19 protein-coding genes, 4 tRNA genes and 2 pseudogenes are annotated in these 25,141 nt (G+C 61.0%); 17 read left to right on the top strand and 8 right to left on the bottom strand.

Going from position 1 to position 25,141, the window contains the following annotated elements:
* Window positions 1-214: 214 nt before the first annotated feature.
* Window positions 215-305 (bottom strand) — tRNA-Ser (locus E3E12_RS01175).
* Window positions 306-558: 253 nt separating this feature from the next.
* Between E3E12_RS01175 and ffh the strand changes: the two genes are divergently transcribed.
* From ffh to E3E12_RS01140, 7 genes and pseudogenes are all read left to right on the top strand, one after another.
* On the top strand, window positions 559-1,971 hold the full coding sequence (ffh, locus tag E3E12_RS01170) for a signal recognition particle protein (protein ID WP_141442676.1): 1,413 nt from the start codon (window positions 559-561) through the stop codon (window positions 1,969-1,971).
* A gap of 83 nt (window positions 1,972-2,054) precedes the next feature.
* Window positions 2,055-2,390 (top strand): annotated as a pseudogene (rpsP, locus tag E3E12_RS01165) (30S ribosomal protein S16); the annotation flags it as partial.
* A gap of 213 nt (window positions 2,391-2,603) precedes the next feature.
* A complete protein-coding gene (gene rimM, locus E3E12_RS01160) occupies window positions 2,604-3,191 on the top strand; it encodes a ribosome maturation factor RimM (RefSeq protein WP_141442674.1) in 588 nt (195 codons plus the stop codon).
* Window positions 3,188-3,901, top strand: a complete 714-nt coding sequence (trmD, locus tag E3E12_RS01155) for a tRNA (guanosine(37)-N1)-methyltransferase TrmD (RefSeq protein ID WP_141442673.1) — start codon at window positions 3,188-3,190, stop codon at window positions 3,899-3,901. The genes rimM and trmD overlap by 4 nt, the downstream gene beginning before the upstream one ends.
* Before the next feature lie 135 nt (window positions 3,902-4,036).
* Complete coding sequence (rplS, locus tag E3E12_RS01150; RefSeq protein ID WP_141442672.1) at window positions 4,037-4,444, top strand: 50S ribosomal protein L19; 408 nt, start codon at window positions 4,037-4,039, stop codon at window positions 4,442-4,444.
* Window positions 4,445-4,839: 395 nt separating this feature from the next.
* Window positions 4,840-6,060, top strand: coding sequence for a pyridoxal phosphate-dependent aminotransferase (locus tag E3E12_RS01145; RefSeq protein ID WP_141443977.1), 1,221 nt, complete (start codon window positions 4,840-4,842; stop codon window positions 6,058-6,060).
* A 16-nt stretch (window positions 6,061-6,076) separates the two neighbouring features.
* Window positions 6,077-7,345, top strand: coding sequence for a pyridoxal phosphate-dependent aminotransferase (locus E3E12_RS01140; protein WP_141442671.1), 1,269 nt, complete (start codon window positions 6,077-6,079; stop codon window positions 7,343-7,345).
* A 363-nt stretch (window positions 7,346-7,708) separates the two neighbouring features.
* On the opposite strand, the gene E3E12_RS01135 is transcribed toward E3E12_RS01140, so the two are convergent.
* Window positions 7,709-8,188, bottom strand: coding sequence for a DUF423 domain-containing protein (locus E3E12_RS01135; RefSeq protein ID WP_141442669.1), 480 nt, complete (start codon window positions 8,186-8,188; stop codon window positions 7,709-7,711).
* Window positions 8,189-8,227: 39 nt separating this feature from the next.
* Here E3E12_RS01135 and E3E12_RS01130 point away from each other — a divergent pair, with 39 nt between their 5' ends.
* The 3 genes from E3E12_RS01130 to E3E12_RS01120 all read left to right on the top strand — a co-directional run bounded on the left by E3E12_RS01130 (window position 8,228) and on the right by E3E12_RS01120 (window position 10,686).
* Window positions 8,228-8,419, top strand: coding sequence for a hypothetical protein (locus E3E12_RS01130; protein ID WP_141442668.1), 192 nt, complete (start codon window positions 8,228-8,230; stop codon window positions 8,417-8,419).
* Between the two features lie 146 nt (window positions 8,420-8,565).
* Window positions 8,566-9,495: a hypothetical protein gene (locus E3E12_RS01125; RefSeq protein WP_141442667.1), complete on the top strand. Its 930-nt coding sequence runs from the start codon at window positions 8,566-8,568 to the stop codon at window positions 9,493-9,495.
* A 42-nt stretch (window positions 9,496-9,537) separates the two neighbouring features.
* Window positions 9,538-10,686, top strand: coding sequence for a glycosyltransferase family protein (locus E3E12_RS01120; protein WP_141442666.1), 1,149 nt, complete (start codon window positions 9,538-9,540; stop codon window positions 10,684-10,686).
* A 36-nt stretch (window positions 10,687-10,722) separates the two neighbouring features.
* On the opposite strand, the gene E3E12_RS01115 is transcribed toward E3E12_RS01120, so the two are convergent.
* Window positions 10,723-11,331, bottom strand: coding sequence for a hypothetical protein (locus E3E12_RS01115; RefSeq protein ID WP_141442665.1), 609 nt, complete (start codon window positions 11,329-11,331; stop codon window positions 10,723-10,725).
* 441 nt (window positions 11,332-11,772) lie between these two features.
* Here E3E12_RS01115 and ispH point away from each other — a divergent pair, with 441 nt between their 5' ends.
* The 7 genes from ispH (at window position 11,773) to E3E12_RS01080 (ending at window position 15,577) form a co-directional block, all read left to right on the top strand.
* Window positions 11,773-12,780: a 4-hydroxy-3-methylbut-2-enyl diphosphate reductase gene (gene ispH / locus E3E12_RS01110; RefSeq protein WP_141443976.1), complete on the top strand. Its 1,008-nt coding sequence runs from the start codon at window positions 11,773-11,775 to the stop codon at window positions 12,778-12,780.
* A 127-nt stretch (window positions 12,781-12,907) separates the two neighbouring features.
* Window positions 12,908-13,996, top strand: a complete 1,089-nt coding sequence (locus E3E12_RS01105) for a homoserine kinase (protein ID WP_141442664.1) — start codon at window positions 12,908-12,910, stop codon at window positions 13,994-13,996.
* On the top strand, window positions 13,993-14,484 hold the full coding sequence (gene rnhA / locus E3E12_RS01100; RefSeq protein ID WP_141442663.1) for a ribonuclease HI: 492 nt from the start codon (window positions 13,993-13,995) through the stop codon (window positions 14,482-14,484). Before E3E12_RS01105 ends, rnhA begins: the two co-directional genes overlap by 4 nt.
* Window positions 14,485-14,565: 81 nt before the next feature.
* Window positions 14,566-14,641: transfer RNA gene (locus E3E12_RS01095), tRNA-Asn, on the top strand.
* Between the two features lie 109 nt (window positions 14,642-14,750).
* Window positions 14,751-15,290 (top strand): xanthine phosphoribosyltransferase, encoded by a 540-nt coding sequence (gene gpt, locus E3E12_RS01090; RefSeq protein WP_141442662.1) that lies wholly within the window; start codon window positions 14,751-14,753, stop codon window positions 15,288-15,290.
* 123 nt (window positions 15,291-15,413) lie between these two features.
* A tRNA-Pro gene (locus tag E3E12_RS01085) sits at window positions 15,414-15,490 on the top strand.
* Window positions 15,491-15,503: 13 nt separating this feature from the next.
* Window positions 15,504-15,577: transfer RNA gene (locus E3E12_RS01080), tRNA-Arg, on the top strand.
* 110 nt (window positions 15,578-15,687) lie between these two features.
* Here the strand turns inward: E3E12_RS01080 and E3E12_RS01075 are convergent.
* From E3E12_RS01075 to E3E12_RS01055, 5 genes and pseudogenes are all read right to left on the bottom strand, one after another.
* On the bottom strand, window positions 15,688-17,385 hold the full coding sequence (locus E3E12_RS01075) for a superinfection immunity protein (protein ID WP_141442661.1): 1,698 nt from the start codon (window positions 17,383-17,385) through the stop codon (window positions 15,688-15,690).
* 73 nt (window positions 17,386-17,458) lie between these two features.
* Window positions 17,459-18,967: a hemolysin family protein gene (locus tag E3E12_RS01070; RefSeq protein ID WP_141443975.1), complete on the bottom strand. Its 1,509-nt coding sequence runs from the start codon at window positions 18,965-18,967 to the stop codon at window positions 17,459-17,461.
* Between the two features lie 144 nt (window positions 18,968-19,111).
* Complete coding sequence (ligA, locus tag E3E12_RS01065) at window positions 19,112-21,445, bottom strand: NAD-dependent DNA ligase LigA (RefSeq protein WP_141442660.1); 2,334 nt, start codon at window positions 21,443-21,445, stop codon at window positions 19,112-19,114.
* Window positions 21,442-23,250 carry a DNA repair protein RecN gene (locus E3E12_RS01060; protein WP_141442659.1) on the bottom strand — a complete coding sequence of 603 codons (1,809 nt, stop codon included), beginning with the start codon at window positions 23,248-23,250 and terminating at the stop codon, window positions 21,442-21,444. The genes ligA and E3E12_RS01060 overlap by 4 nt, the downstream gene beginning before the upstream one ends.
* Window positions 23,251-24,203: 953 nt before the next feature.
* Window positions 24,204-25,067: pseudogene (locus E3E12_RS01055) on the bottom strand (outer membrane protein assembly factor BamD); the annotation flags it as partial.
* Window positions 25,068-25,141 lie beyond the last annotated feature (74 nt).

Here is a 25,141-nt window from a genome sequence, read left to right as displayed (position 1 = left end):
TGGTTTTCTGGCGTTGAGGATGGCGTAACGTCAGAAGCAGTCATGGTGGCCTAAACCTTTAACACACGCTTAAAAAGGGTGGTTGTTTTATAAAGGGCGCTGGCATGCTTGGCCAGCCTTAAGCCAGATTTTGGATATATTTTTAAAGCTTATCAAGTACCAGCCGTAAGGGCTCTAAGAAGCCCTTAATATTAGGAAGCTTAGCTAAAGCTGATGGCGGAGAGGGTGGGATTCGAACCCACGGTGGGCTATTAACCCACGCCGGTTTTCAAGACCGGTGCCTTAAACCGCTCGGCCACCTCTCCTTAGACACATGCCAGGCATATGACGTGTGCGCGCTCAGCGTGGGTTGAGGGATAATCCAGCTTGGCTGCATCGTCAAGCGTTTCCAGCCCTTGACCGCACATGCAGTTGGGGACTTGGCATGGCTTGGGGTTGTTAACGCTGGTTGACCTTGAAGGCTGCGCGGGATACACCCTGGGCGTAGTCAGTTACGGAAACGTCACTCCGCGAGGGTTCGCGCAGTGGCGCTTTTGAGCATGGAGCCGGAGACAGAATTTGTTCGAGCAGCTTTCAGGACGGATGGCGCGTGTTTTTGAGGGTCTTGCCGGTGGCGACAAGCTGACGGCCGATGACGTCTCTGAAGCGATGCGCGAAGTCAAGATTGCCATGCTTGAGGCTGACGTGGCGCTGCCCGTTGTGCGTACCTTCGTTAAAAAGGTGCGTGAGAACGCGGTAGGTGTTGAGGTTGTGGAAGGCACTACCCCAGGCCAAGCCGTTGCTAAGCTTGTCAATGAAGCTTTGATTGATTCGCTTGGTGGTTCTGGCGCTGTGCCGCTGGAACTGGGCCAGGCCAAACCTGCCGCCATCCTTCTGGTTGGTTTGCAGGGGGCTGGCAAAACCACCAGCGCTGGCAAGCTGGCCCTGCGCTTGGCGCGCGATGGTAAAAAAGTCTTGCTGGCTGGGCTGGACGTGCAGCGCCCAGCCGCCCAGCTGCAGCTGGCCACATTGGCCAAGCAGGCTGGCGAACGTAGCCAGTACAGGGTGGAGTCACTGCCCATCGTGATTGGCCAGGGGCCTGTGGATATTGCCAAGCGCGCTATGGAGGCAGGCAAAGAGGGCGGCTTTGACGCCGTCATCCTTGACACCGCAGGGCGCCTTTCCATTGATGAGGCCCTGATGGATGAAGTCCGCCAGGTGCGTGACGCTGTGAACCCGGTGGAGACCATCCTGGTGGTGGACGCCATGACGGGGCAGGACGCCGTAAACACCGCAACCGCCTTCCGTGACGCTGTTGGCATCACAGGTGTGGTGGCCAGCCGCATGGATGGCGATGCCAGGGGTGGCGCCGTTCTTTCCATGAAGGCCGTCACGGGTGCGCCCATTAAGTTCATGGGCATGGGGGAGAAGCTGGACGCCCTCCAGACCTTCCACCCAGAGCGCGTGGCAGGGCGCATTCTGGGGTTGGGTGACATCGCCGGCCTGGTGGAGAAGGCGGCTGAGAACCTCGACCATGAGGAGGGGGAGCGCGTTGCCAAGAAAATGATGGAGGGCCGCTTTGACCTGGATGACTACGTCTCCCAGCTCAAGCAGCTTGACAGGCTGGGTTCCATCACCGGTTTGTTGGGCATGATCCCTGGCATGGGGAAGATTAAGGAAAAGCTTGCAGGGCGGGATTTGGACACCTCCGTGTTCACGCGCCACAAGGCCATGATCTCCTCCATGACCAAGCAGGAACGGCGCAACCCCTCCATCATCAAAACCTCACGCAAGAAGCGCATTGCCGCTGGTTCTGGCGCCAGCGTGGCTGAGGTGACCAAGCTGCTGAAGCAGTTTGACGACATGTCCACCATGATGAAGCGCATCAACAAGATGGGGCTTGCCGGCATGATGAATGCCCTTGGTGGCCAGGGCGGGATGGGCGAGATGCTCAAGAAGTTTGGCGGGGGTGTGCCCCCCACGCTGGGCTGACCGCACAGAGTTTTGCACAACACAGGCAAAAAACAGACAGTAACCAGGCCTGGCAACAGGCCACCAGGAGTGATTGAGAGACCATGAGCGTCAAGATCCGTCTCGCCCGTGCGGGCGCCAAGAAACGCCCCTACTACCACATCGTTATTGCTGACATCCGCAGCCCGCGTGATGGCCGCTTCATTGAGCGCGTTGGTGCTTACAACCCCATGCTGCCTTCAGACCACGCCGACCGCGTGAAGCTGGTTGAGGAGCGCATTCAGTTCTGGCTGGGTCGTGGCGCCCAGCCGACCGACCGCGTGGCGCGCTTCCTGGGCAAGGCCGGCATGATCCCGATGCCGAAATGGAACGAGCAGCCCAAGAAGGCTGCCCCCAAGAAGAAGGCGCAGGAGCGCCTGGCTGCTGAGGCCGAGGCCGCCAAGGCCGCTGAGGAAGCCAAAGCCGCCGCTGCAGAGAAAGCTGCCGCCGAGAAGGCCGCTGCTGAGGCTGCCCCTAAGGAAGAGCCCGCTGCTGAGGCCCCTGCTGAGGAAGCCAAGGCTTCCTGATTACTTGCCAGGGGGCGCTGCCTAAACGGTGGTTGGCCCCTTGGCAAAGCTCGGCCCCCTGCGCCAGCCCTTTGTGAAAGTGCCACCATGACATCCACCCCCCGCCCAGCAGGAACGGCCCCAAGCCAGGACGTGATGGTGGCCACCATTGGCAAGCCCCATGGTGTGCGTGGCTTGGTCAGGCTCTACCCCAACACGGAAACGCCAGAGGCCCTTGAGGACCTCTCCCCCCTTCACGATAGTGACGGGCGCGCGTGGAATGTTGAATGGGTTGGTGATGGCATTGCGCGCTTGCGCGATGGTCAGGGGCAGCCTTTGCAAGGGCGCGAGGCAGCCCAGGCCATGGGGCGGCGTGAGCTGTTTGTGCCGCGCGCCCGTTTGCCAGAGCCAGAAGAGGGCGATTTCTACATCGTTGACCTGGTTGGCATGGAAGCCTTCACCCCAGGGGGGGAAAAGCTGGGGCGCGTGGCGGCTGTGCACGATTATGGGGCTGGCGCCAGCTTGGAGTTGGCTGATGGCACTTTAGTGCCCTTCAACAAAGCGTGCGTGCCTGACGTTGATCTGCAGGCCAAGCGCCTTACCATCGTGCTGCCTGATGAGGTGGAGGTGCGTGGTGATTTACACCCCCCAGCGGAAGAAGCACCCCAAGGCACTGCTGAAAGCAGCCCTGCGTGAGCTGGCAAGCTGACATCCTGACCCTGTTTCCTGAGATGTTCCCAGGCCCTTTGGGGTTTTCCCTGGCTGGGCGCGCTTTGGAGCGGGGGCAATGGCAGTGCCGCGCCCATGATTTGCGCCCCTTCGGCCTTGGTGCGCACCGCACGCTTGATGATGCGCCCTTTGGCGGCGGCGCTGGCATGGTCATGCGGCCTGATGTGCTTGATGCCGCTCTGGCCAGTTTGGAACGTGGTGGCAGGCCGCTGATTTACCCTACGCCGCGTGGGCGTCGCGCCAGCCAGCGCGATGTGGAGCGCTTTGCCGCTGGGCCTGGCCTGGTGGTTTTGTGTGGGCGCTTTGAAGGTGTGGACCAGCGCGTTTTGGATAAGCACACAGTCACGGAGCTTTGCATGGGCGATTTCGTGATGTCGGGGGGGGAGATCCCAGCGCTGGCCCTGCTGGATGGCTGCGTGCGCTTGCTGCCTGGCGTGATGGGGTCAGCCCAGAGCGCTGGGGAGGAAAGCTTCGGCGATTCAGGGTTGCTGGAATACCCGCACTATACCCGCCCAGCTTGCTGGGAGGGACGGGACGTTCCCCCCGTGCTGCTTTCAGGCAACCACAAGGCCATTGCCGCTTGGCGCCTGCAGCAGGCGCAGGCCACGACCAAAGCGCGCAGGCCTGATTTGCTGCCAGCCACCCAAGGGCAGGGGGAGCGGGGAAATAATTCCTGAAACGCCACCAGCTTAGGGAAAAGCTGGCCAAAACCGTGCCCATGGCCTTGGGGGCCGTGCGCGGGATTTGCGTTTGAGATGATTTTGAGGTCTAAGGCCGACCACAGCAAGGCGGCTTACAACGGAGTATAAGTCATGAATGTTCTTCAGCAGTTTGAGGCGCGCGAGATGCAGCGCCTTCTTGAGAAACGCCCTGTGCCGGATTTCGCCCCTGGCGACACCGTGAAGGTTGGCGTGCGCGTGGTTGAAGGCACGCGTGAGCGTGTGCAGAATTTTGAGGGCGTTGTGATTGCCCGTAAAAATGACGGCCTGGGCAGCAGCTTCACCGTGCGCAAGATTTCCAACGGTGAAGGCGTGGAGCGTGTGTTCCCGCTTTATGGCCCTGTGCTGGCCAGCATTGACGTGGTGCGCCACGGCAAGGTGCGCCGTGCGAAGCTTTATTACCTGCGCGAGCGTTCAGGCAAGTCTGCCCGCATTGCCGAGCGTCCCCGTGACCAGGTGAAAAAAGGCCAGAAGAGCGCTGCCGGCGCCGCTGCCCGCTAACCAGGCCTTACCAAGCAATCAGGCCCTCCCGCCCACCATGGGGTGAGGAGGCCTGGCCAGGGGCGGGGCTTGCCCTGCTTTTAGCAACCCCCTGGCCCGCCGCCCTCTGCTTCAAGTCCGCCCTTGTTCGTGCTGAACGCTGGGCGGCATGCCGGCCTCCCCCTGCGCAAGCGTGCCTAAGCTGCAGTGCCTGCGCAGGCGCCCTGGCTTTTGGGGTGATTATGACCCAAAGCCCTAGGCTGTTGGCTTCAATTATTTGCTTGCGCTCTGACAGGGGAGCAGGGCTGCGGGAGTGACCGACCGTGTGCCCAGCAGTGCCTTCTTCTGCCTCCTCCGCCCCTAAGCTTTCTGAACCCACTCCAGCCAGCGCAGTGCCTTTTGCGGCTGCTGAGCGCATGGGGCGCATTCAGCCCAGCCAAACCATCGCCATGAGTCAAAAAGCCCGCGCCCTGCAAAGCGCTGGAGCTGACGTCATCAGCCTTTCCGCTGGCGAGCCGGACTTTCCCACCCCACGCCATGTATGTGACGCCGCCATTGAGGCCATCCGCGCTGGCGACACTAAATACACTGACATTGCCGGCACGCGTTCAACCCGTGCTGTTCTTGCGCAGTGGTTGAAAAACCTGCGCGGGCTTGATTATGGCCTTGATGAAATCATCATCTGCACAGGTGGCAAGCAGGTCATCTACAATGCTATGACCGCCACGCTCAATGCTGGTGACGAGGTCATCATCCCAGCGCCAGCCTGGGTTTCCTACCCTGACATCGCTTTGCTGAGCGGCGGCAAGCCTGTTGTGGTGCCCTGTGCCCCCTCCACAGGCTACAAGCTGACCCCCCAGGCGCTTGAGGCCACTGTAACGCCGCGTTCCAAATGGCTTGTCCTCAACTCCCCCAGCAACCCCACGGGCGCTGTCTACAGCGCTGGGGAGCTGCGCGCCTTGGCGGATGTGCTAGCGCGCCACCCACAGCTTTGGATCATGAGCGATGATATCTACGGCCAGCTGGCCTATGGGCCGCAGTGGCGCACAGGCCCCCAAGGGCAGGCGCTGGCGCCCAACATCCTGCAGGTGGCGCCTGAACTGAAAAACCGCACCCTGATTGTTGACGGCGCCAGTAAGGCCTATGCCATGACGGGCTGGCGCATGGGCTTTGGCGCAGGCCCCCAGGCGCTTATCAAAGCCATGGTTAAACTGCAGGGGCAGAGCACATCCAACAGCTGCTCCATTGCGCAGGCTGCAGCCAAGGCCGCTTTTGAAGGGCCGCAAAACTGCGTGGCTGACATGGCCGCTGCTTACGAGAAACGCCGTGACCTGGTGGTGGCCAGCCTGGAAGGCGTGCCTGGCCTTGCGTGCCTCCTGCCTGAGGGCGCGTTCTACGTCTTCCTCTCCGTTGGGGGGATGCTGGGCCAGAAAAGCTCCCAGGGGCGCCCTTTGAACACAGACCATGACGTAGCCGAAGCCCTGCTGGAGGAGGCAGGCGTGGCCACCGTTCCCGGCAGCGCCTTTATGGCGCCTGGCCACATCCGCCTGTCTTACGCCACCTCTGACGAGAACCTCCGCCAAGCCTGCGCGCGCATCAAAGCCTTCTGCCAAGCCGCCCAGCCGATGAAGGCCTGAAAGGAAGCCCGCTGCTATGAGCACAGCCCCCAAAGCCCAAAGCCCTTTCAAGCCTGCGCGCCGCATTGCGTCCCTGCCTGTGCCAGCCACCATCGCCATGGCTGAGCGCGTGCGTCAGCTGCGCGCAGAAGGGCGTGACGTGATTTCACTGGCTATTGGCCAGCCTGACTTCCCTTCCCCCGCTGTGGCCCTTGAAGGTGCCGTGCGCGAGGTGCGGGAAGGCCACACAGGCTACCCCCCCCTGGCAGGGCAGAAGCCATTGCGCGAAGCTGTCCAGGCCAAGTTCAGGCGCGACAATGGGTTGGATTTCCCCCTTGCGCACATCATGGTAGCCAATGGCGGCAAGCAGCTGATTTTCAATGCCTTCATGGCCAGTGTGGAGGATGGTGATGAAATCGTGGTGCCAGCGCCTTACTGGGTCAGCTACCCGCTGATTGCCGGCATGTTTGGCGGCAAGGCTGTGGAGGTTCCCTGCTATGAGGCCGATGGCTTCCGCCCCCGCGCAGAGGCCCTGCGCGCAGCCATGAATGAGCGCACGAAATGGCTTGTCCTCAACTTCCCCAACAATCCTACAGGCGCCATTCTGGAGCGTTCAGACCTTGAAGCCATCGCTGCAGTGCTGCGCGACTTCCCCAACGTCATGGTGATGAGTGACGAGATTTACGAGCACCTCACCTTTGATGGGCGCAAGCCAGTGTCCCTGCTCAACGTGGCGCCAGACCTCGCTGGGCGCGTTCTGATTGTGAATGGGGTGAGCAAGGCCTACGCCATGACAGGCTGGCGCGTTGGGTTTGCTGCTGGCCCTGAACCGCTCATCAAGGCCATGATCCGTGCCCAGGGCAATGCGACTTCAGGCATTTGCACCTTGGCGCAAGGGGGCGCGCAAGCGGCGCTGCAGAGTCCCATGGAGGGTGTGGAGCGCATGCGGGCCGTTTACCAGGAACGGCGCGACAAAGTGGTGCCGCGCCTGCGCGCCATGAAGGGGCTGAGCTGCGCCATGCCTGAGGGAGCTTTTTACGCCTTCCCAGGCATGAAGGCCCTGAAAGGCCATTTGACAGCAGGCGGGCGTACCATTGACAGTGACGTGGCCTTCACAGAAGCGTTGCTGGAGGAAGCGCACCTGGCCACCGTGCCTGGCAGCGCTTTTGGGCAGGCAGACCATTTCAGGCTTTCCTTCGCCGCTTCTGACAAGGAGTTGGAGGAAGCCTGCGCACGGCTGGAGCGTTTCACAGCCAGCCTGCGCCCAGCCAGCCTGCGCCCAGCCAGCCACCAAATGCCGCGGTGACCAAGGCACCCAACCTTCCCCCTAGCCCATCAGCCCTACCCAAGTCTGGAAGTGTGGCGGGGACAGTGGGGCGCACTGTGGGCCTTACAACCTTAACGTTGCTGTTTATGGTGTTGGCCCACGGCTGGGGGCCCGTCCAGCAGGCCGTCCTGTGGTTTGTTCAGCGCCCCTGGTGGTGGGGGGTGGAGAATTTGTTGGGCGCTCAAAGTGCCAGTGCACGTGAACAGGTGCTGTTTTACGCTGTGGTGGGGGTGTGTTTCATCAGCGCGTTTCTTGTGCAGGAAGCTGTGTGGGCCTTGGTGCGCTTGAGCAGACGCTCTATGAAGCGCCCATGAAAGATATGAACCAGCAGCCTTGCAAGCTTTAGGAAGGACGGCGCTTTGGAAGGGCCAACGCCAGCATTCCCCAGCCAGCGATCAGCAATTGGCCGCCCAAGGGGGCCAAGCGTGCCGGCACGGGCTTTTTCAAGGCCCGCAGCGCAACGGTGCCTGAAAAAAGGGCTGTGCCCGTGGCAAGGCTGACCGCCGCTGCCTTGGCCATGCGGGGCTTAAGCGCAGGGCTTGCCGCACCCAGCGCGCACAGGGCTGCGGCATGGACCAGGCACAGGCGCGCTGAACGGCCCAGCATGGTGCGGCCATCAACAGGGGGGCGGTCGTTTTCCATCCCCTTCAGCAAAGAGGGCTGCGCCAAGGCGCTGTCTGGCAAATGGGCCCCCATGGCCGCTAAAGCCACACCAACGCCGCCCATGATGGCGCCAGCCCTGAAGCAAGCCCTGATGGTAGGGCAGTTCTCTAAGGTGGAAGGTTGTTGGGTGGTGGGGTTGGCAGGGTTTGACGAGGTCATGATGAATGCTCCAAGTGTAGGGACCGTTAGGGGGACACCATGAAGGCATTTTGCGTGACGTTGAAACCCCTTGGGATCATGTTGGCTGTGCTGCCTATGGTGGCTGGCTGCAATGCGCCGCCAGCGCCGCCGCCGCCACCTTTGCCTGATGAGCCCCCCCGCACTTTGCCTTGGAGCAATTTAGAGGTGCCCTTGGCCAACATGCCACCCAGTGCCCAGTCCAAAGGGTAAAACCTGAAAAATCCGTCATAAACTGGGCAGGGCGGCTACTTGGTGGTGACAGTTCAGTTTGAAAACGTTAAGGTGCTGGGACTGTTCCCTAAGGTGGTCCAGAAATTTTGGTAATGAGTTTGGCCCTGTGCTGTGGGCGAAACCCCATGGCCGCCATGACTGAAAACGCCAAGGACGTTTTTGGTGGCGTGGCCTTAACCTGCCCATGCCCCGCACAGGCGGCACCTTGTACACTATTGGGTGCAGACCATGATGAGGAAGATCCTGTTCCAACAGGCCAATGCCCCGACAGTAATGGACAGAAACAGCGACTAATGGCGGACGACACGCACATTTCAGAAGAATCCATGCGCCTTGCGCTGGCCAAATTGGGCATGGGGCGTAAAGACGGGCCAACCCCGCCAGATGCCCAACCAAGCCCAGCACGCATTTTCGCGCGCACACAGGCGCGGCCTCAAGCAGCCAGGCCTAGCAAATTTGCAGGCAAGGTTGGCGCGCAGCCTGTGGGTGCTCAAGCTGATGCCCAGCGGCGCCTGGGTGCTTCCAGGCCCAGTGTAGGGCGCAGGCGTTTTGCCGCTGAAGGCACCGTCGTGGTGGAACATCAGGCCTTGGGCCCCACACGGGCTGAACAGCGCCGTGAGCGCCAGCAAGGCAAAAGCCATGCCGGGCCACGCGTCACAGTTCTGCACACGCCTGATGAAAACACCCCTGAGGGTGACATGCAGCGCCTGCGCGCTGGACTGGCTGCTGCAGAAAGGCGCGCCCACGATGCTGAAGCGGAACTGGTCTTGCTGCGCCAACGTTTGCGCAGTGTGGAGACCAATGAAGGCACCTTGCGTTTGAAGCTTCAGGAAACTGAAGAGCGCACCAACCAGCTCACCCAGGACCTTATTACAGTGCGCCTGGCACTTGAAAAAGCCCGGGCTGCCGCCACCCCCAAGGTTGCAGCGGAAGGTCCTGTGGGGGAAGATGAAAGCGCCCCCTCGTCTAAGCGAACCCGTGGCAGGCCACGCAAAGCCCCCCTTCCCCGACCTGCCAGCCAAAGCCCTGAACCCGTGCAGTGGTGGAAAGATTGAAAAGGGTTTGGGAGACCTAGCAAGGGTGGCAGTTGTGGCATCATGAAGGGTGAAGCTGCCACACGCTCCCTTGGCGCGCTTAAAATCGTTCACGTCAGCGATTTTTTCTTTGGCCTTAAATCCAATGCCCCTTGCCAGTTCAGGGTGGGGGGAAAAATATCCAATGGGTTGGTGCGTTTGGGGCACCATGTCATCAACGTCCCTTACAAGGATGTGGCGCGTGCTGGGTCTTTCCTGGGCAGCCGCCCTTTGGGGCGCAGGGCACTTGAACGCGCTTTGGTTGATTTTGTGGTGGACGCCGCACCAGATGTCCTGTTGCTGGGCCATGGTTACATGGTCACCCCTGAAGCCCTTCTGGCTATCAAGCGGCGCTGTCCAGGGCTTAAAATGGCGCAGTGGAATGTGGATGCCCTCTATGTTCCAGAAAACGCCCACAACCTGCGCCAACGCCACCAAGTGGTGGATGCAACCTTCACCAGCACGGCGCCCACCTGCGCGCGCGCTGTGCTGCAGGCGCCCTTTGGGGGCACGGTGGGGTGGCTTCCCAACCCGGTTGACCTTTCAGTGGAACGTGGGCGTGCTTGGCGCGATTGGCAAAGCCATGATCCAGCTCAAGCCCATGTGTTTTACGGCTGTGGCAATGCCAGCCGCCCCAAGCGCTTGATAGCGGGCCAATGGTGGAACATGGACGATTTCACACGCTACCTTGAAAGCAAAGTCCGTGCGCTGCTGCCCAACACAGTGCCTGTGCGTTTTGCTTATGCTGGGTTGCGGGGTAAGCCTTATGGCACAGGTGCAGGCTATGCGGCCCAGCTGGGGCGCGCAGCTATGGGCCTTAACATCAGTGGACGCCCTGATTGGCCGCTTTACAGTTCAGACCGCTTGGCACACTTAGCTGGCCATGGCCAGTTTGTGCTGGTTGAGCGCCAAACTGGGCTGGAGCGGTTCTTCACAGCAGAGGAAATGGGTTTTTTCAGCACCCTTGATGGTCTGGCTAGCCTGGTGGCAGCCAATGTGCTGGATGAAACCGGCTGGCGCCGCCGTGCCCAAGCGGGTTTTGAGCGTTACAGCCAGCTTTTCAATGAGCGGCGCGTGGCCCATGCCCTGCTGGCGCGCCTTTACGGCCTGGATGGCCCAGCAAGTGAAAACGACCAGGCGGAAATGGATTGGTGGGACATGCCCCGTTCCTGACTCCCAATGGCCATGGCCAGGACCACGAGCGCCCTTTCACTGCCCCGGGGAAGGTTCAGTGGTGCGCTCGTAATGGGCAGGATCCAGGTGTTGGCGGTTGTAGTCCAGCTCAGGCCCCGTTAACTGAAAGCCAGTCTCAATGACGTAAGTGCTGACATGCGGGTTACCCCCTGTGGGCACGTCAATGAAGTGAAGGGGGGTTTTGAAGACTTCCGTCTGCCCTTCAGCAGGGATGGGCGCGCGTTCATAGAAGATCTTCTTGCCCAGGATGGTGCCGTTTTTCACCACAGCCACAAACCAAGGTATGCGCAGGGCCACTCGGTCATCCTGGCCTGGTTCCGGCACAGCGGCGCCACCTTCGATTTGCGTGGTCAGCCCAATGCGGACACGCGTCATAGGCCGCCTGAAGCGATCTGGCTTGGCGTTGGCGCAATCACCCGTCACGCTGATGATGTGCTGCTGGGTTTCCACATGGCCAATGTCCAGCCCCCTGCCATCATAGCGAATGCGATCGCCGGCCAGGGTGGGTACATCCACAACGGGGCAGGCAGGCGCATGTTCCATGGTGGTTTCCCCGCTAGGATCCAGGCAACCGCTCAGCCCCAACCCCGCGCTGACCATGGCAGCCACCAAGAGGGCATTCATGAAGGGTTTTCTCCACGACGTGCTGGCAGGGGGGCGTGAAGGCATCATGGCGTCCAATGGTTCCAGCGGTGAAGGGGCAGCCTTGCTTTTGTGGAGAGGCTGGTCCTGTGGCGTTGCGGTTAATGGTGAAACTATAAAGCAAAGGCCAAGGAAAAAGTCCAAATTTTGTACAGCCTTGGGGAGGTGTGCCTTGCAGGGGGCGAAAGCCTGCCTGGCCGCCCTTTGGCAGCAGCCCACAGTTAGGGGTGGCTTGGTTGGTGGCAATTATGTGTAGTTAGGTATGTTGCCGCTGCTGCCCCTCACTCCCTATAAGCGAGCAGCAGCCCTGTTGGGACAGCAGCGGGGCAAGCAGTTAGGAGCCCCAGTTCAGCAGGGGCATTTTCGGCGGGAGAAAGCATGTCTGAAGCGTCCACACCAACCCAGGCCCCAGTGGGGGGCACCATGGCGGCTGATCAATCCGCAAAGCCGGCATTGCGCCTTCTGCTGGCAGGGCCAAGGGGATTCTGCGCCGGCGTGGATCGGGCGATTCGCGTTGTCGAGGAAGCCTTGCGCCGCTTCGGCGCGCCTGTCTATGTCCGCCATGAGATCGTCCATAACCGCACCGTTGTGGAGGCGCTGGAGGCCAAGGGGGCCATCTTCGTTGAGGAGCTTGATGAGGTCCCCGAAAACGCCCATGTGATTTTCTCCGCTCATGGCGTGCCTAAATCAGTGCCTGTGGAGGCGCAGCGCCGCAACCTGCTTTATGTGGATGCCACCTGTCCTCTGGTCTCCAAAGTCCACCGCGAGGCTGAGCGCCACTTCGCAGGGGGTGGTCCAGAGCAGCGCCACATCTTGATGATTGGCCACACAGGCCACCCAGAGGTTGTGGGCACCATGGGCCAGCTGCCACCAGGCGCTGTGACGCTCATCAATGATGCTGAGGAGGCGCGCACCGTCCAGCCCAGGGACCCGAAGCGCCTTGCCTTCATCACCCAAACCACCCTTTCGGTTGATGACACGGCGGAGATCGTCGACATTCTGCGCAAGCGTTTCCCCCATATTGAGGGGCCACGGCGTGAGGACATCTGCTACGCTACCACAAACCGCCAGAGCGCCCTCAAGGAAGTGGCCCATGAGTGCGATTTGGTCATTGTTTTCGGCGCGCCCAACTCCTCCAACTCCCAGCGTTTACGCGAAGTGGCGGAGCGTTCTGGGGCACGCAAGGCCATTCTGCTGCAGAAGCCTGCAGACATGGACTGGTCATTGCTGAAAGGCGTCAAAACACTGGGCATCACGGCAGGCGCCTCTGCCCCTGAGGCTCTGGTGCAGGAAATGATCGCTGAACTGCGCCAGCGCTACAACCTGGAGACGGAGGAGCGCATCTCCAAGGAAGAGCATATCAGCTTCTTCCTGCCGCCCCCCCTTTCACGCAAGGACAACAAAGACGCTAAGGATGCCAAGGCAGGCTGAGCCTTTACGGCACCGCTTTGAGTAACCCTGAACGGGATGGAAAGCTGGCCTGCCATGGGCCAGCTTTTTGCCTTGAGCAACGCGCCAGTCAGGGTAACCATTTAGAGTGCGTGAAGAAGGAGAGAAAATGGCTGTCTACACCCCTGTGAGCACATCCCAGGCAGGTTTGTTCTTGGCTGGTTATGATGTTGGTGGTCTTGCCAGCATTCAACCCATCGCTGAGGGAGTGGAAAACAGCAATTTCCTTCTAAACCTCCACCCAACCCCCATCAGGGATGCCGGGACTGGAAAGGAGGCGGGGCGGCTTATCCTCACCTTGTTTGAAAAGCGGGTACGCACAGATGAACTGCCTTGGTTCGTTGGGCTGATGCGCCATCTGGCCCAGGCTGGAATGGCGGTGCCTGCCCCTGTGCCCAACAAGGCTGGACAGTGCTTGGGCAGGCTTCAGGGCAGACCCGCGCTCCTTACTCGTTTTCTGCGTGGCCGTTCATTGGGGGCCGGAGCCATCACTCCCCAGGCTTGTCATGAACTGGGTGCCGCCATGGCGCGCCTTCATGTGGCAGGGCAAAGCTACACCCCAGAGCGTGCCAATGCCTTGGGACCAGGCAGTTGGCAGGGACTCCTCGCGCGTTGCCATGAAATGGCCCACCACCAGCCCACTGGTTCAGAAAGCCAGGCGGTAGCTGCCCTGGCCCATTTGGCCGGACAGGCGTTGCCAGGACTCCTTGTCCAGTGGCCAGGCGCTGCCAGTTGCCCACGTGGCCAAGTACACGCTGACTTGTTCCCTGACAACGTGTTTTTTACCGAAGGCGCTGAAGGCAGTTCCCGCTTGGCTGGCATGATTGACTTCTATTTCGCTTGCACGGACCTGCTGGCTTGGGACATTGCCATTGCCCTGAACGCATGGTGCTTTGATGAGCCAGAGGGGGCTGTGTCTGTAGGGGGGCGTGCTTTATTCAATAAAGACCATGCTCAGGCGTTGCTTGCAGGCTACCAGGCTGTCAGGCCGTTGGTGGCTGGTGAAGTGGCAGCCTTGCCTGTCCTGTGCCAGGGGGCTGCCATGCGCTTTCTCCTCACCCGCCTGCATGATTGGCTGGCCACCCCCCCCGGTGCCTTGGTGACGCGCAAAAGCCCGTGGGTTTATGGTGAACGTCTGCAGGCTTTCCAGCGCGCTGACGTGGTGGCGGTCCTGAGGGTTTTGGGGAAAAGGTCATGATCGTGCAGGCACCTGTGCCGGGAAGGGATGAAGTGGCCATCTGGACAGATGGCGGCTGCCGCCCCAACCCAGGCCCAGGGGGGTGGGGGGCCCTGTTGCGCTGCCGTGGCCATGAACGTTCCCTCAAAGGGGGGGAGGGAGCCACCACCAACAATCGAATGGAGCTGATGGCGGCGTGCGTGGCGCTTGAGGTCCTCAAATGGCCTTGCAATGTGCGTCTTTCCACAGATAGCACCTATGTGCGCAACGGCATCACCAAATGGGTGGCCGCCTGGCAACGCAACAACTGGCGCACGGCCGCCAAGCAGCCTGTGGCCAACAAGGACCTTTGGGAAAGATTGGTGGATGCGGCCAACCGTCATGACGTAAGCTGGCATTGGGTGAAGGGTCATTCCGGCGTTGCTGAGAACGAACATGTGGACGCTTTGGCAACGCAAGGGCGTGAAGAGGTGGAGCGCGCTTTGAAGGCCTCAAGCGGGGGAAGTTGAGGAAATGTTCGGAAAAATGAAAAAAAGCGTTTCAGGGGGCTTTACGGCGTCCGGCAGCTTCGGTAGATAAGTCCTCGTTGTTCCCGAATAGCTCAGTTGGTAGAGCAAGCGACTGTTAATCGCTGGGTCGTAGGTTCGAGTCCTACTTCGGGAGCCACTCTTTTTCTGAACAATTTGAACAAGCGCCTGGCTAACGGGCAGCGTCATGAAGCGGCGTTTTCGTTCCACTGCCCTCTGGGCGTGTGCGACCGGAGCGCCGCTTTTCCATGTCCAGCCCCAACACTGTTTCTTCTGCCCCCGCTCATGCGCCAGAAGCATCAGCGCCTGATTATGCCACCATCACCTGGGATCAACTTCACCGTGATGCGCGCACCCTGGCTGCCACCCTCATGCGGGAATGCAGCCAAAACGGGGCCATCAAAGGTTTGGTAGCGATTTCACGCGGCGGCTTAATCCCTGCGGCCATTGTGGCGCGTGAAACAGGCAGCCGCTTGGTGGAGACAGTTTGCATCGCCAGCTATGAGGGCGAGGAAGGCACCCAGGGCGAACCCAACCTGCTGAAGGCCCCCGTTGCGGCTGGCGATGGGGAGGGTTTTGTGGTGATTGACGACTTGGTGGATTCAGGGGTGACTGCCAAGGAAGTGCGTGCTCTGCTGCCCAAAGCGGTTTTCGCATGCCTTTACGCCAAACCCAAAGGCCAGCCCCAAACGGATTACTACGTCACCCCCATCGCGCAGAAAACATGGGTGCTGTTCCCTTGGGACACAGCGCCGATGTTTGTGGCGCCGCTTGCGCATAAATCGTGAATGAGACGTCCTTCAAGCCCTGACAAGCAAGGTCCGTTGGCCTTTTTATGCTGTGTTTGAATGATTTTCGCACTAAGGCCATTGCGCGGCGACCATGCTATCGGCTATGGTCCGCAGCACGGTCGGGGCGTAGCGCAGCCTGGTAGCGCATCTGCTTTGGGAGCAGAGGGCCGGAGGTTCGAATCCTCTCGCCCCGACCATTTAAGCTTTTGGGCGCCCTTAGCTCAGTTGGATAGAGCAACGGCCTTCTAAGCCGTGGGTCGCTGGTTCGAATCCAGCAGGGCGCATGAAACCCCAGCCCTGCTGCCCCTGCTTTATGATGCTTTCAAAGCCGCCGCCCTCTGGGTAGGCGGCTTTTGATTTGACCGTCCCCCATCTGGCACGCCGTGAGGGCTGCTTAACGCCTGCCCGCCTGTGAAAACAGGGCAAGGTAAAGCGCGCCAAACCAGCCTACAATGGTGAATCCCGTTACTACATTCAACAACAGGACCAAGGCCCGTTTGGGCAGTTTGCGTGCATAGGCTATGGCGCTTGGCAAAAGGTAGACAAACAGTCCAAACACTCCCAACAGCAGGAATTGCAGGAACGTCAGCTCCCGCCCCCACAGCATGATGGGCTTGTGGGGGCTTTTAGCAGCCAGGTCAGCCTGGGCGCTTCCCAGGATTTCGTTGCGTGCCTCAGTGGTGGTTGCGTTTTTGCTTTCTGCAGTCTCTGCTGCCGGCGCGTCCGTGTTCGTGTGGGCCGATGTGACGGCACCACCTCCAGCCGCCACAGCTGTTGGGGGCGTGGCTGGCAGGGGTGCTTCAAGCACGCTGGCAGCAGCCGTCACCATACTGCGCAAAGGGGGGCGTTCCTGGTCAGCAACCGCCACCTGCGGCAGGTGGGCCGCTTCCTGTTGAGTAATGTAGCCTTGCTTGACCAAGAACGCTGCCAACCCCTGGGGGAAGGGCAGAAGCTTGTTCTGTTCCGCTGTGCAATGGGTTTGCTCAGTCGGGGGGACGTCAAGCATACAACGTGACATGCCAAAGCCATCGCCTTTGGGGTCCTCATAGCGCAGCATGACCTGCCAAGCTTCCTCCAAACGCCCTAAATTGGCCGCTGTGGCTACAAACCAGGCCAGGTAGCCATCAGGTTCATCAACAGGGGGGCTGTGGCGTGCCCAAGCATTGGTGCGGCGGGCATCTGCCTGCAGCCACGCCCTGTAAGCAGGCTGGCGTGTAACCGTACTGAGCCCTTTCTGCGGGTCCCAACTCATGAGGACGGCGGGAGCGAATGAACTGGCAAAACTGGCGAAGCTGTAGAAAAAAGCTTCGTCATCCAGAACGAAGGCCCGCATAAGGGCCTTAGAATTGGCCCCCGCCGTTCCAAAAAGGCCCTTGTTCTGGTTCGCCTGGGCTGGGTTGTACGGTACTGGCTGGATGATGGGGGGCGGTCCACCCTCCTGCATGGGCAGGTTCCAGCTGCGCCAATGTCCAGCGCTATCACGCCCATAAAGGCTGGTGACCTCACAGCAATGCGCCCCCCCCGTGAAGCCTGAAACCAGCAATTGAGGCATGGCTGTGTGGCCAGGCGCCATGTTGATGAAGCTGGCTTCCATGCCCATGCTGGGGTCAACATCGGACCCTTCGTCAGCCAGGCCATCTGGGTTTCCGCTGCTGCCCAGGCTGAAGCGCATGGTGCTGCTGTTTGTCAGCTGCCTGTGGGGTGCTTTGCCCCCTTCAGGCACTGCTGCAACAGGTACGTTCCATGTTTTGGCCAGCAAGGTGATGTCAGGCGTTTTGCAGCGCGCCGCTTCAGCAGGACTAGCGGAAGGCGGTGGATGGGAGCATGGGATGAAACTGATGAGGGCACGTAGGCTCTCCACCCCTGCCGCCACGTGAAGCGCTAAGGGTTTGGGGTGCGCAGGCCCACTGGCGCTGGCCAAAGGCGGCACTACATAGTCCCCAGGGCCCAGCGGCGTTGCTGCTTCAGGTACAGGGGGTGGCAGTGGCGCTGCAAAGGTTGGTGCAGTTGTGGCGCCACACAGCGCAACAGTGCCCAGAAGCGCCGCACTGGCCTGCGCAAAGGGGGGGCGTTTGGTTTTTCTTTGCTTCATAGGGCCTCCACAGCCGCTGGAACGGGCACTGGCGTGCTGGCTGATGCCATTCTGCCCTTAGGCAGGGGGGGGTTCAACGGTTTTTAGGCTTGGCGGTAGTGGGGGGCGCTTTTTCGCCCTGCAGGGGTGCTGCCTGTGAGGGGGCCTTGCCCAAGGCTTTGTGCTGCGCTTCCCTGATGCGGCGTGGCGCAGGGGGGCCTGGTGGTGGGGCGATGCGCGTCACCAAAAGCTGGTTAATGCGGAATCCGTCCACGTCAACTACCTCAAAGCGGAAGGAGCCGACCTCCACCTTATCTGCTTTGCGGGCTGTACGGCGCAGGTTCTTGACGATGAACCCAGCGATGGTGTCGAAGTCTTCCCCTTCACCACACAGCGTGACGCCCAACTCGCGCTCAACGTCACCAACGGGGGCTGCGCCGTCAATCAACCATGAGTCGCCGTCACGCTGGACGATCGCCTGCTCTTCAAACGGGTTGGCAAGCCCGTCCATCAAGGCGCCCATGATGTCCTTGTAGGTAATCAGCCCCACCACCAGGCCATATTCGCTGACGATGAGGGCAAATCCAGCGCCATGCGCGTCAAACTGGGCTAACGTCTCCCAAAGGTTGAGAGTGTCAGGCAGCGACAGCACATCGCGGCGCATGTGGTAAATCTGATTGCGCGAGGTGGGGACAGTCTCTGTGAGGACGGACGGTTCCTCCACCACAGCCACCAGAACATCCTCAGCGCGGATGGAGCCGATGACGTGATCAAGGTCGCCATCGCACAGCGGGTAGCGTGAATAAGGCTTGGCGCGCACCTTGTTGCGTTGGCTTTCCAGGCTTTCCGTGACGTCGAGATAGACGATCTCGTCACGGGGCGTCATGGCTGACCCCACAGAACGGTTCTGCAGCGCCATGACGTTTTCAATCATTTTGTGTTCCTGCTTCAGCAGGGCGCCAGACTTGGTGCCGGCGTCAAGGACGTCACGCAAGTCTTCAGGGGTTATGGGTTCAATAGTGGGTGTAGCGGGGATGCGTAGCAAGCGCAGCAGCACATCTGAAAGGTAGGAGAAAACCAACACGAAAGGGTAAAGTACCTTCAAAGCCGCCGCAGGGAACCAGGAGACGGAGAGCGCCACTTTGTCAGGCGCGTTCATGGCAATACGCTTGGGCAGCAGGTCAGCGAAAATAACGAACAGGCCCGTCACCAGAATAAAGGCCAGGATGCCGCCAGCGTTTTCGGCACTGGTGGGGGAGAGGCCGCACCAATGCAGAAAATGAGCGAATGGTTCCGTGAAAAGAGATTCTGAAACCAACCCCCCCAGAACCCCAACCGCGTTGAGGCAGATTTGAAACGTAGTGATGACCTGGCCGCTGTTGGCACGCAGCTTGAGGAAATCCTGAGCCTGCTTGCTGCCCTCCTTGGCCAGGGTGCGCATGCGGGTTTCATGGGCGGCCGCAAAGGAGATCTCCGAAAGGGCAATCAGGATGGAAACGCCAATCAGCGCCGCCATGGCCAGAAGCCCTGAAATGAACAGCACGTTTGGCTCAGCCCAGAACCCCCCTTCCTGTGTCGCCTGGGTTGCAGCCTGCGCCGCCATAAGGGCAGGCGCGGCAGGCGTGGTGGCGACAGCCGCTGTGACGGCGGCAGGGACGGCAACGGAAAGGGGGGCACTCATAGTATTAAGGGGGCTTTCGGCAAGGGGGCACGGTGGGGCGCACGGCAGTGGCTGGGCAAGCGCCCCTCAAGGCCCGTCTGGCACGGGCAGTTCCGGTGCTGCCGGCAAGTTGGCCAGGCTGCGCCAGCCTTGCTCATCCAGCACTTTGACGCCTAGCTGCTGGGCCTTGGTGGCTTTGGAACCTGGCTTGGCACCAGCTACCAGCAGGGTGGTCTTGCGTGAGACGGCATCAGTAACGGAAGCCCCCAGCCGTTCTGCCATGGCTTTGGCTTCCTGCCTTGAAAGGGTGGTGAGCGTTCCCGTGAACACGATCACCTCCCCCGAAAGGGGCAGTGCCAAGGTGGTTGGGACTGTGCTGTCGTCAGGCTGGATGTCCAGCTCACTAGCTAGGGCGGTTAGGGTGGCGCGGTTGCGCTCATCGCTGAAATAATTTGCCAGGTCATTGGCTGTGGCAGGGCCAATGCCGTTGATCTCCGTCAGATTCTCCATGGCAGTGCCAGGTTCCTGGGCGTTTTCCATGGCCTGCATCCAGGCCTGCGCCGTTCCATAATGTCGTGCCAGGAGCATGGCAGTGCGGCTGCCCACGCGCCTAATGCCAAGGGCGTAGATGAAACGCGCCAAGGTTGGCTTACGTGCTTTGTCAATGGCGCCCAGCAGGTTGGCCACGGATTGCTCCCCCCAGCCTTCCAAGCTTTCAAGCTTGGTTTTGTGGGAGGCCAGGCGGAAAATGTCGGCTGGCCCAGCCACCAGCCCCAAACGCCAGAACTGCTCCAGGGTGCGCGCACCCATGCCGTCAATGTCCAGCCCCTGGCGGGAGACGAAATGCCGCAGCCTTTCCAGACGCTGGGCTGGGCAGGAAAGGCCAGCTGGGCAGCGCACCACGGCTTCCCCCACCAAGCGTTCCACGACAGTGCCACAAGCAGGGCATGTGTCAGGCAGGCGGTAAGGCACAGCCAGCCCCCCTGCCATGAGGGCGGCCGCCTGCTGGCTACCCCTCCCCAGGCGTCTGGCAAGGCGTGGCGCCACTAATCCCGCGCCGCGGTGGCCAGCACGGCGCTGCAGCCAACGGGCGCGCGCGCCAGGGCGCACCCTGGCCAGCTGGCTGGCAGTGGGGATATGCAGCACACGGCGCTTCAACCCAGGCTTCAAGGTGGTGTGGTCAGCAAGGTTGCGCTGCGCCACCCCTAGCACCTGGGGAATGACGTCACCAGCGCGCTGAACCTGCACCAGGTCGCCTGGACGCACACCAAGGCGCCTGGCCTCGCTTTCATTGTGCAATGTGGCGCGCCCCACCAAAACACCCCCCACATTCACAGGCTGCAGTTCAGCCACGGGGGTAAGGGCTCCTGTACGCCCCACCTGAACCGTGATGGATTGAAGCTTGGTCAAGGCCTTTTCAGCCGGGAACTTCCATGCCGTGGCCCAACGTGGCGCACGCCCCGCAAAGCCCAGCCTTTCCTGCAAAGCTACTGAATCAATCTTGAAGACGATGCCGTCAATGTCATGGTCCAGGCTGGAGCGCACGCTTTCAAGCCCTGTGACGAAGCTGGGCACCTCATGGGCGCTGGCCAGCTTTTTCGAATGGGGGTTGACCGCAAACCCCCAGCGTTTGAGGGTGGCAAGCCATTCACTGTGCGTGCCAGCCACCGGAGCGCTGCTGTAGCCCATGGCGTAAGCGTAAAGGGCAAGGGGGCGGTTGGCGGTCACAGCTGGGTCAAGCTGGCGCAGGGAGCCAGCTGCGGCATTACGTGGATTGGCGAAAAGGCCCTCCCCCCGTTCAGCGCGTTGCTGGTTCAAAGCGATGAAATCATGCTTGCGCATGAAGACTTCACCGCGGATTTCAATCAATTCAGGCGGAACCTCACCAGGCCCCGTTAACAAGTGGGGGGGGACAATGCCAGCGGCGCGCAAATTGGCTGTGACATCCTCCCCCTCTGCGCCATTACCGCGGGTGGCGCCTTTCGTGAACACGCCTTTTTCATAAGTTAGGCTGATGGAAAGGCCATCGATTTTGGGTTCAGCCACCAAGGGCAGCGCCATGGCGCCTTCACGCGGCATTTTAAGGAAATCAGCGGCGCGGTTGAGGAAACGAGCGAATTCATCTGCGTTGAACACATTGTCAAGCGAAAGCATGGGAACGCGGTGGGAAATGGTGCCAAAGCCTTCTGAAGGCGCCGCGCCGACTTTCTGCGCAACACCCCCTGCCTGGCGCAATGTGGGGTGGGCTTGCTCCAGCGCTACCAGGTCGCGGCGGGCCTGGTCATAGACAGCATCACTGACCAGGGGCGCGTCATGGCGGTGGTAGGCTTCATCCCACAAGGCCACTTGGCGCTGCAGTTCAGCATGGCGCTGGCGCGCTTCCTCAATTGCTGGCGGGGTTGGCAAGGTTGGGGCTTTCATGAAGGGCGCTGTTCCATCAAGCTGTCGGCAGCAGCCCGTGCCGCGTCCGTGATTTCGCTTCCAGCCAGCATACGGGCGATTTCCTCCCGCCGTTCCTGGGGCGGCAGGGCCATGGCATGGGTGTGCGTGCGCGCACCCCCTGCCGTTTGGCCAATGCGTTTCTCAATGCGAATGTGGTGGTCAGCTAACGCTGCGATCTGGGGGCTGTGGGTGATGGCGAACACCTGCAGGTCACGCGCGATGCGGTGCAGCCTGCTGCCAATGGCGGAGGCCGTGGCACCACCTACCCCTGAATCCACTTCATCAAATATCAACGTAGCGAGGGGGCTTGAATGGGCCAACACCACCTTCAACGCCAGCATGAGGCGCGACAATTCACCACCAGAGGCCACACGCCCCAGGGGTTGGGGCTTCTGGCCAGGGTTGGCAGCGATAAGGAAGCCAGCCGTCTCCAGCCCACGCTCTGAGACTTGCCCCTCCTCCAGGCTGGTGAGGCCAGCGCTGAATATAGCGCGCCCCAGCTTGAGGGGGGCCAGTTCAGCCATGACGGCTTTTTCAAGCCTGGCTGCTGCTTTACCGCGTGCTTTACTGAGGGTGCGGGCAGCTTCCATTAAGGCATCACGGGCGGCCTTGGCCTGGCCTTCAAGTTCAATCAGGCCGGCATTGCCCCTATCGAGCGCTTCCAGACGTACTTTGAGGGTGGCTAGGAAAGAGGGCAGCTCTACAACGGGGATGTTGTGCTTGCGTGCTTCTGCGCGGAGGGTGAACAGGCGCCCTTCCGTCTCCTCCAAGGCGCGGGTGTCCACCAAGCTTTCGGCTTCCAGGCGTGAAAGGCTGGCTTCAGCATCGCTTAGGGCAAGTTCAGCGCGTTCAAGGGCTTCCATAGCTTCCTGCAGCAAAGCTTGGTGCTGGCGCTCCTCCTCCAGCATGGTGTGGTCTTCTGGGGTGGTTGGCGTTTCAAATGCTGGGGAGCTTTCATCACTTGGTCCTGGTGGGGGTGCCAGGACGTCGCCAGGGGGGACCAGACGGTAGAGGGCGCGTGTGGCCGCGCGCACCGCTGCTGCAGGCACATTGCTGCGCCGCCCAGAAGGCGCCAGTTCAGCCAGGGCTGCCGCCACAGCTTCAGCACGGCGTTCCTCCGCCTGCAGGTGGACGCGCCTGGCTGCCAGGGCGTCCTCCTCACCTTCCACAGGAGCAAGGGTTTCCAGGTCAGTCACGGTGTCACGCAGCCATTCCTCCTCGCGCGCAGCCTCCTCAAGGGCGCTGCGGGCTTGGTTAAGTGCTTTGAGGGCCTTGCGGTGGCTGTGCCAGCGTGTGCTCACCAAAGCGTTTTCCTTGGAAAGCTGGCCAAAGGCATCCAGCACATCAAGGTGGCCTGCTGGGTCGGCAAGGCCCATTTGCTCATGTTGGCCTTGGATTTCCACCAGCAATTTGCCGAGCTGCTTCAACGCCGTAATGCCAATGGGCTGCTCCCCTGCCCAGGCCCGTGAACGCCCTTCAGCTGAAACCGTCCTGCGCAGGACAAGGGGCTCCCCACGGGGTGGGGGGATGAGGCCAAGCTCGCTCAGCACAGCCAAAGCTGGGTGGTCTGCCGGCACGTCAAAAAGCGCTGTGACGGAACATTGCTTGGCCCCTTCGCGCACAATGCTGCCTTGCGCACGCTCCCCCAGCGCCAGGCCAAGGCTGTCCAGCAAAATGGATTTGCCAGCGCCCGTTTCGCCCGTCAGCACAGTCAACCCTGCCCCAAAAGACAAATCGAGTTTTTCAATCAGCACGACATCGCGAATGGAAAGCTGGGTCAGCATGGCACGTTGTTTTGCGTCATTGGGACCTCTGTGGCGAGCGGGGCAGCTGGGCGTTTGGGCAGCCGGTGGCTCAGCGCATCCAGCCTGCCGCCTAACATGGAGGGCCCATCATAATGCAGGTGCCCTGACAGGGAAGCGCCTCGGACCTGAAACCTTGTTGCCTGTGGCAGGAATTCCGCACCCACCCGCCAGCAACGCTGGCCTGGTCAGAACATCTTGTCCCAAACATCACCCAGAAAATTGCCAACAGACCCCATGACACCACCAGCGCCATCAGGTTTGCGGGGCAGGACGTCAAGATCATCGTCAATATCGCCAGGCGGTGGTGGGGCTGGGGGGTTGGGAACATCCACAATGTTAGGCGCATGCAACGGCACGGAGGGAGCGTAATCGGGCGCTTCCACCATGCCATCAGGCCCGATGGCCTCTGGCGTGCCGCTGCCATACCAGCTGCCCGCCAAGGGGCGCTGTGCCTGGGAAGGCCTGGAGGGGGCATAGCCTTCCGGCCCAGTGGGGCGGTATGGCCTGGAAGGGCCGCCACGGCGCGAGGGCCTGCCCCAGGTGCCGCTGGCTGCCGTACGCCCGTGCGTGGCCTGCCCAACTGGTACAGAAGGTGTGAAACGCTCCGCTGGTGGCGGGGGCAGTGGTACAGCCTTGGGGGGCACCCAGGTTTCGATGTCGTAGGAACGGTCGTCACGTGCTGGGGGTGGCTTGGGCAGCACAGGGCTGGCGGGGGCCAAATTGGCGGGGTGGGATCCTTTGTTAGGTGCGGGGGTGGAAGGCGCCCCCTGATTCTTGGTGTTGGCGGAAGCGCCATGCGCGCCCGCTGTGGAGGGGGTGCTACGCCCCTGCTCTTGGGCCCCTTTGGGGCCGGGGTGGGCTGTTTGGTGGTTGGGGTTGGTGTAAGGGCTGTTGCCCTGGCCGCTGGTCCCCTCAGCTGTGCCGTTCTTGTTGGGCTGGTAGATGCGTGGGGTCAGCAAATGGTGCCATTTAAGCTTGTTGTAAGCAAAGCGGTACCATTTGCTGTCTGGGTAGTTGTAGCCCAGCACGGCGGCGTCCGTGCGAGCCTCATCCACCAGGCCTAAATCAAGGCTAACCTCCACCAGGCGCTCAAGCGCCTCTGGAACGTGGTTGGTGCTTTGGTAATCCTGGATGACGCGCTGGTAACGGCCCATGGCCCCCTGGTAATCGCGCTGTTCTTCGTAGAAGCGCCCCACCATCATTTCCTTGCCGGCCAAATGGTCGCGGCAAAGGTCGATTTTCAAGCGCGCGTCACGTGCGTAGGCGGTTTGCGGGAAGCGGGCCACCACCTCCTGCAAAGCATCCATGGCCTCCACAGTGGAAAGCTGATCGCGTGAGACGATGCCGATTTGCTCATAGTAGCAGAGCGCACGCAAATAGTAGGCGTAGGCAGCGTCTGGGCTAGTGGGGTGCAGCTGCAGGAACCGCTCCAGCTGCTGCACGGAAAGAGCGTATTCATCCTGCAGGTAGTAAGCGTAGCCTTCCATCAGCTCAGCGCTGCCAGTGTAGCCTGAATAAGGGTAGCTTTGCTGCAGGAGCTCAAATTCAGCTGAAGCTAGCTTGTAGCGCCCTGTCCTCAAAGCATCGAGGCCATCATTGTAAAGCGTCTCCGCATCAGCGGAGCGTGGTAACTCTTTGGAGACGTCCTCATCATTGCAGCCGCCAAGGGCTAGGGCCGCTAGCAACCCCATGCCCCCAAGCAAAGCAAAAGTGCCGAGGCGCGCGCCCCCCCGGCAGGCTGGAACCTGGTCGTGGTGGGGCTGAAAAGGGGCGGTAAGGGGGCGCTGTCGAGCCATAATGGCCTTATATCATGGGGATTGGTGGGAACCAGTGCTGCTGGGCGAATTCAATGCCTTTTCAGCGCCATAAA

Source organism: Formicincola oecophyllae (genome assembly GCF_006542395.2).
Taxonomy (GTDB): Bacteria; Pseudomonadota; Alphaproteobacteria; order Acetobacterales; family Acetobacteraceae; genus Formicincola; species Formicincola oecophyllae.
The sequence above is the reverse complement of the archived record's forward strand: the minus strand, read 5'-3'. Positions and strand labels throughout refer to the sequence as shown.

What these genes read in the sequence shown, in the direction of transcription:
- rimM (WP_141442674.1), top strand. Translation starts at nt 2,604, where the DNA reads ATGACATCCACCCCCCGCCCAGCAGGAACGGCCCCAAGCCAGGACGTG.
- rplS (WP_141442672.1), top strand. Translation starts at nt 4,037, where the DNA reads ATGAATGTTCTTCAGCAGTTTGAGGCGCGCGAGATGCAGCGCCTTCTT.
- E3E12_RS01145 (WP_141443977.1), top strand. Translation starts at nt 4,840, where the DNA reads ATGGGGCGCATTCAGCCCAGCCAAACCATCGCCATGAGTCAAAAAGCC.
- E3E12_RS01140 (WP_141442671.1), top strand. Translation starts at nt 6,077, where the DNA reads ATGAGCACAGCCCCCAAAGCCCAAAGCCCTTTCAAGCCTGCGCGCCGC.
- E3E12_RS01135 (WP_141442669.1), bottom strand. Translation starts at nt 8,188, where the DNA reads ATGACCTCGTCAAACCCTGCCAACCCCACCACCCAACAACCTTCCACC.
- E3E12_RS01130 (WP_141442668.1), top strand. Translation starts at nt 8,228, where the DNA reads ATGAAGGCATTTTGCGTGACGTTGAAACCCCTTGGGATCATGTTGGCT.
- E3E12_RS01125 (WP_141442667.1), top strand. Translation starts at nt 8,566, where the DNA reads ATGGCCGCCATGACTGAAAACGCCAAGGACGTTTTTGGTGGCGTGGCC.
- E3E12_RS01120 (WP_141442666.1), top strand. Translation starts at nt 9,538, where the DNA reads ATGAAGGGTGAAGCTGCCACACGCTCCCTTGGCGCGCTTAAAATCGTT.
- E3E12_RS01115 (WP_141442665.1), bottom strand. Translation starts at nt 11,331, where the DNA reads ATGAATGCCCTCTTGGTGGCTGCCATGGTCAGCGCGGGGTTGGGGCTG.
- ispH (WP_141443976.1), top strand. Translation starts at nt 11,773, where the DNA reads ATGGCGGCTGATCAATCCGCAAAGCCGGCATTGCGCCTTCTGCTGGCA.
- E3E12_RS01105 (WP_141442664.1), top strand. Translation starts at nt 12,908, where the DNA reads ATGGCTGTCTACACCCCTGTGAGCACATCCCAGGCAGGTTTGTTCTTG.
- rnhA (WP_141442663.1), top strand. Translation starts at nt 13,993, where the DNA reads ATGATCGTGCAGGCACCTGTGCCGGGAAGGGATGAAGTGGCCATCTGG.
- gpt (WP_141442662.1), top strand. Translation starts at nt 14,751, where the DNA reads ATGTCCAGCCCCAACACTGTTTCTTCTGCCCCCGCTCATGCGCCAGAA.
- E3E12_RS01075 (WP_141442661.1), bottom strand. Translation starts at nt 17,385, where the DNA reads ATGAAGCAAAGAAAAACCAAACGCCCCCCCTTTGCGCAGGCCAGTGCG.
- E3E12_RS01070 (WP_141443975.1), bottom strand. Translation starts at nt 18,967, where the DNA reads ATGGCGGCGCAGGCTGCAACCCAGGCGACACAGGAAGGGGGGTTCTGG.
- ligA (WP_141442660.1), bottom strand. Translation starts at nt 21,445, where the DNA reads ATGAAAGCCCCAACCTTGCCAACCCCGCCAGCAATTGAGGAAGCGCGC.
- E3E12_RS01060 (WP_141442659.1), bottom strand. Translation starts at nt 23,250, where the DNA reads ATGCTGACCCAGCTTTCCATTCGCGATGTCGTGCTGATTGAAAAACTC.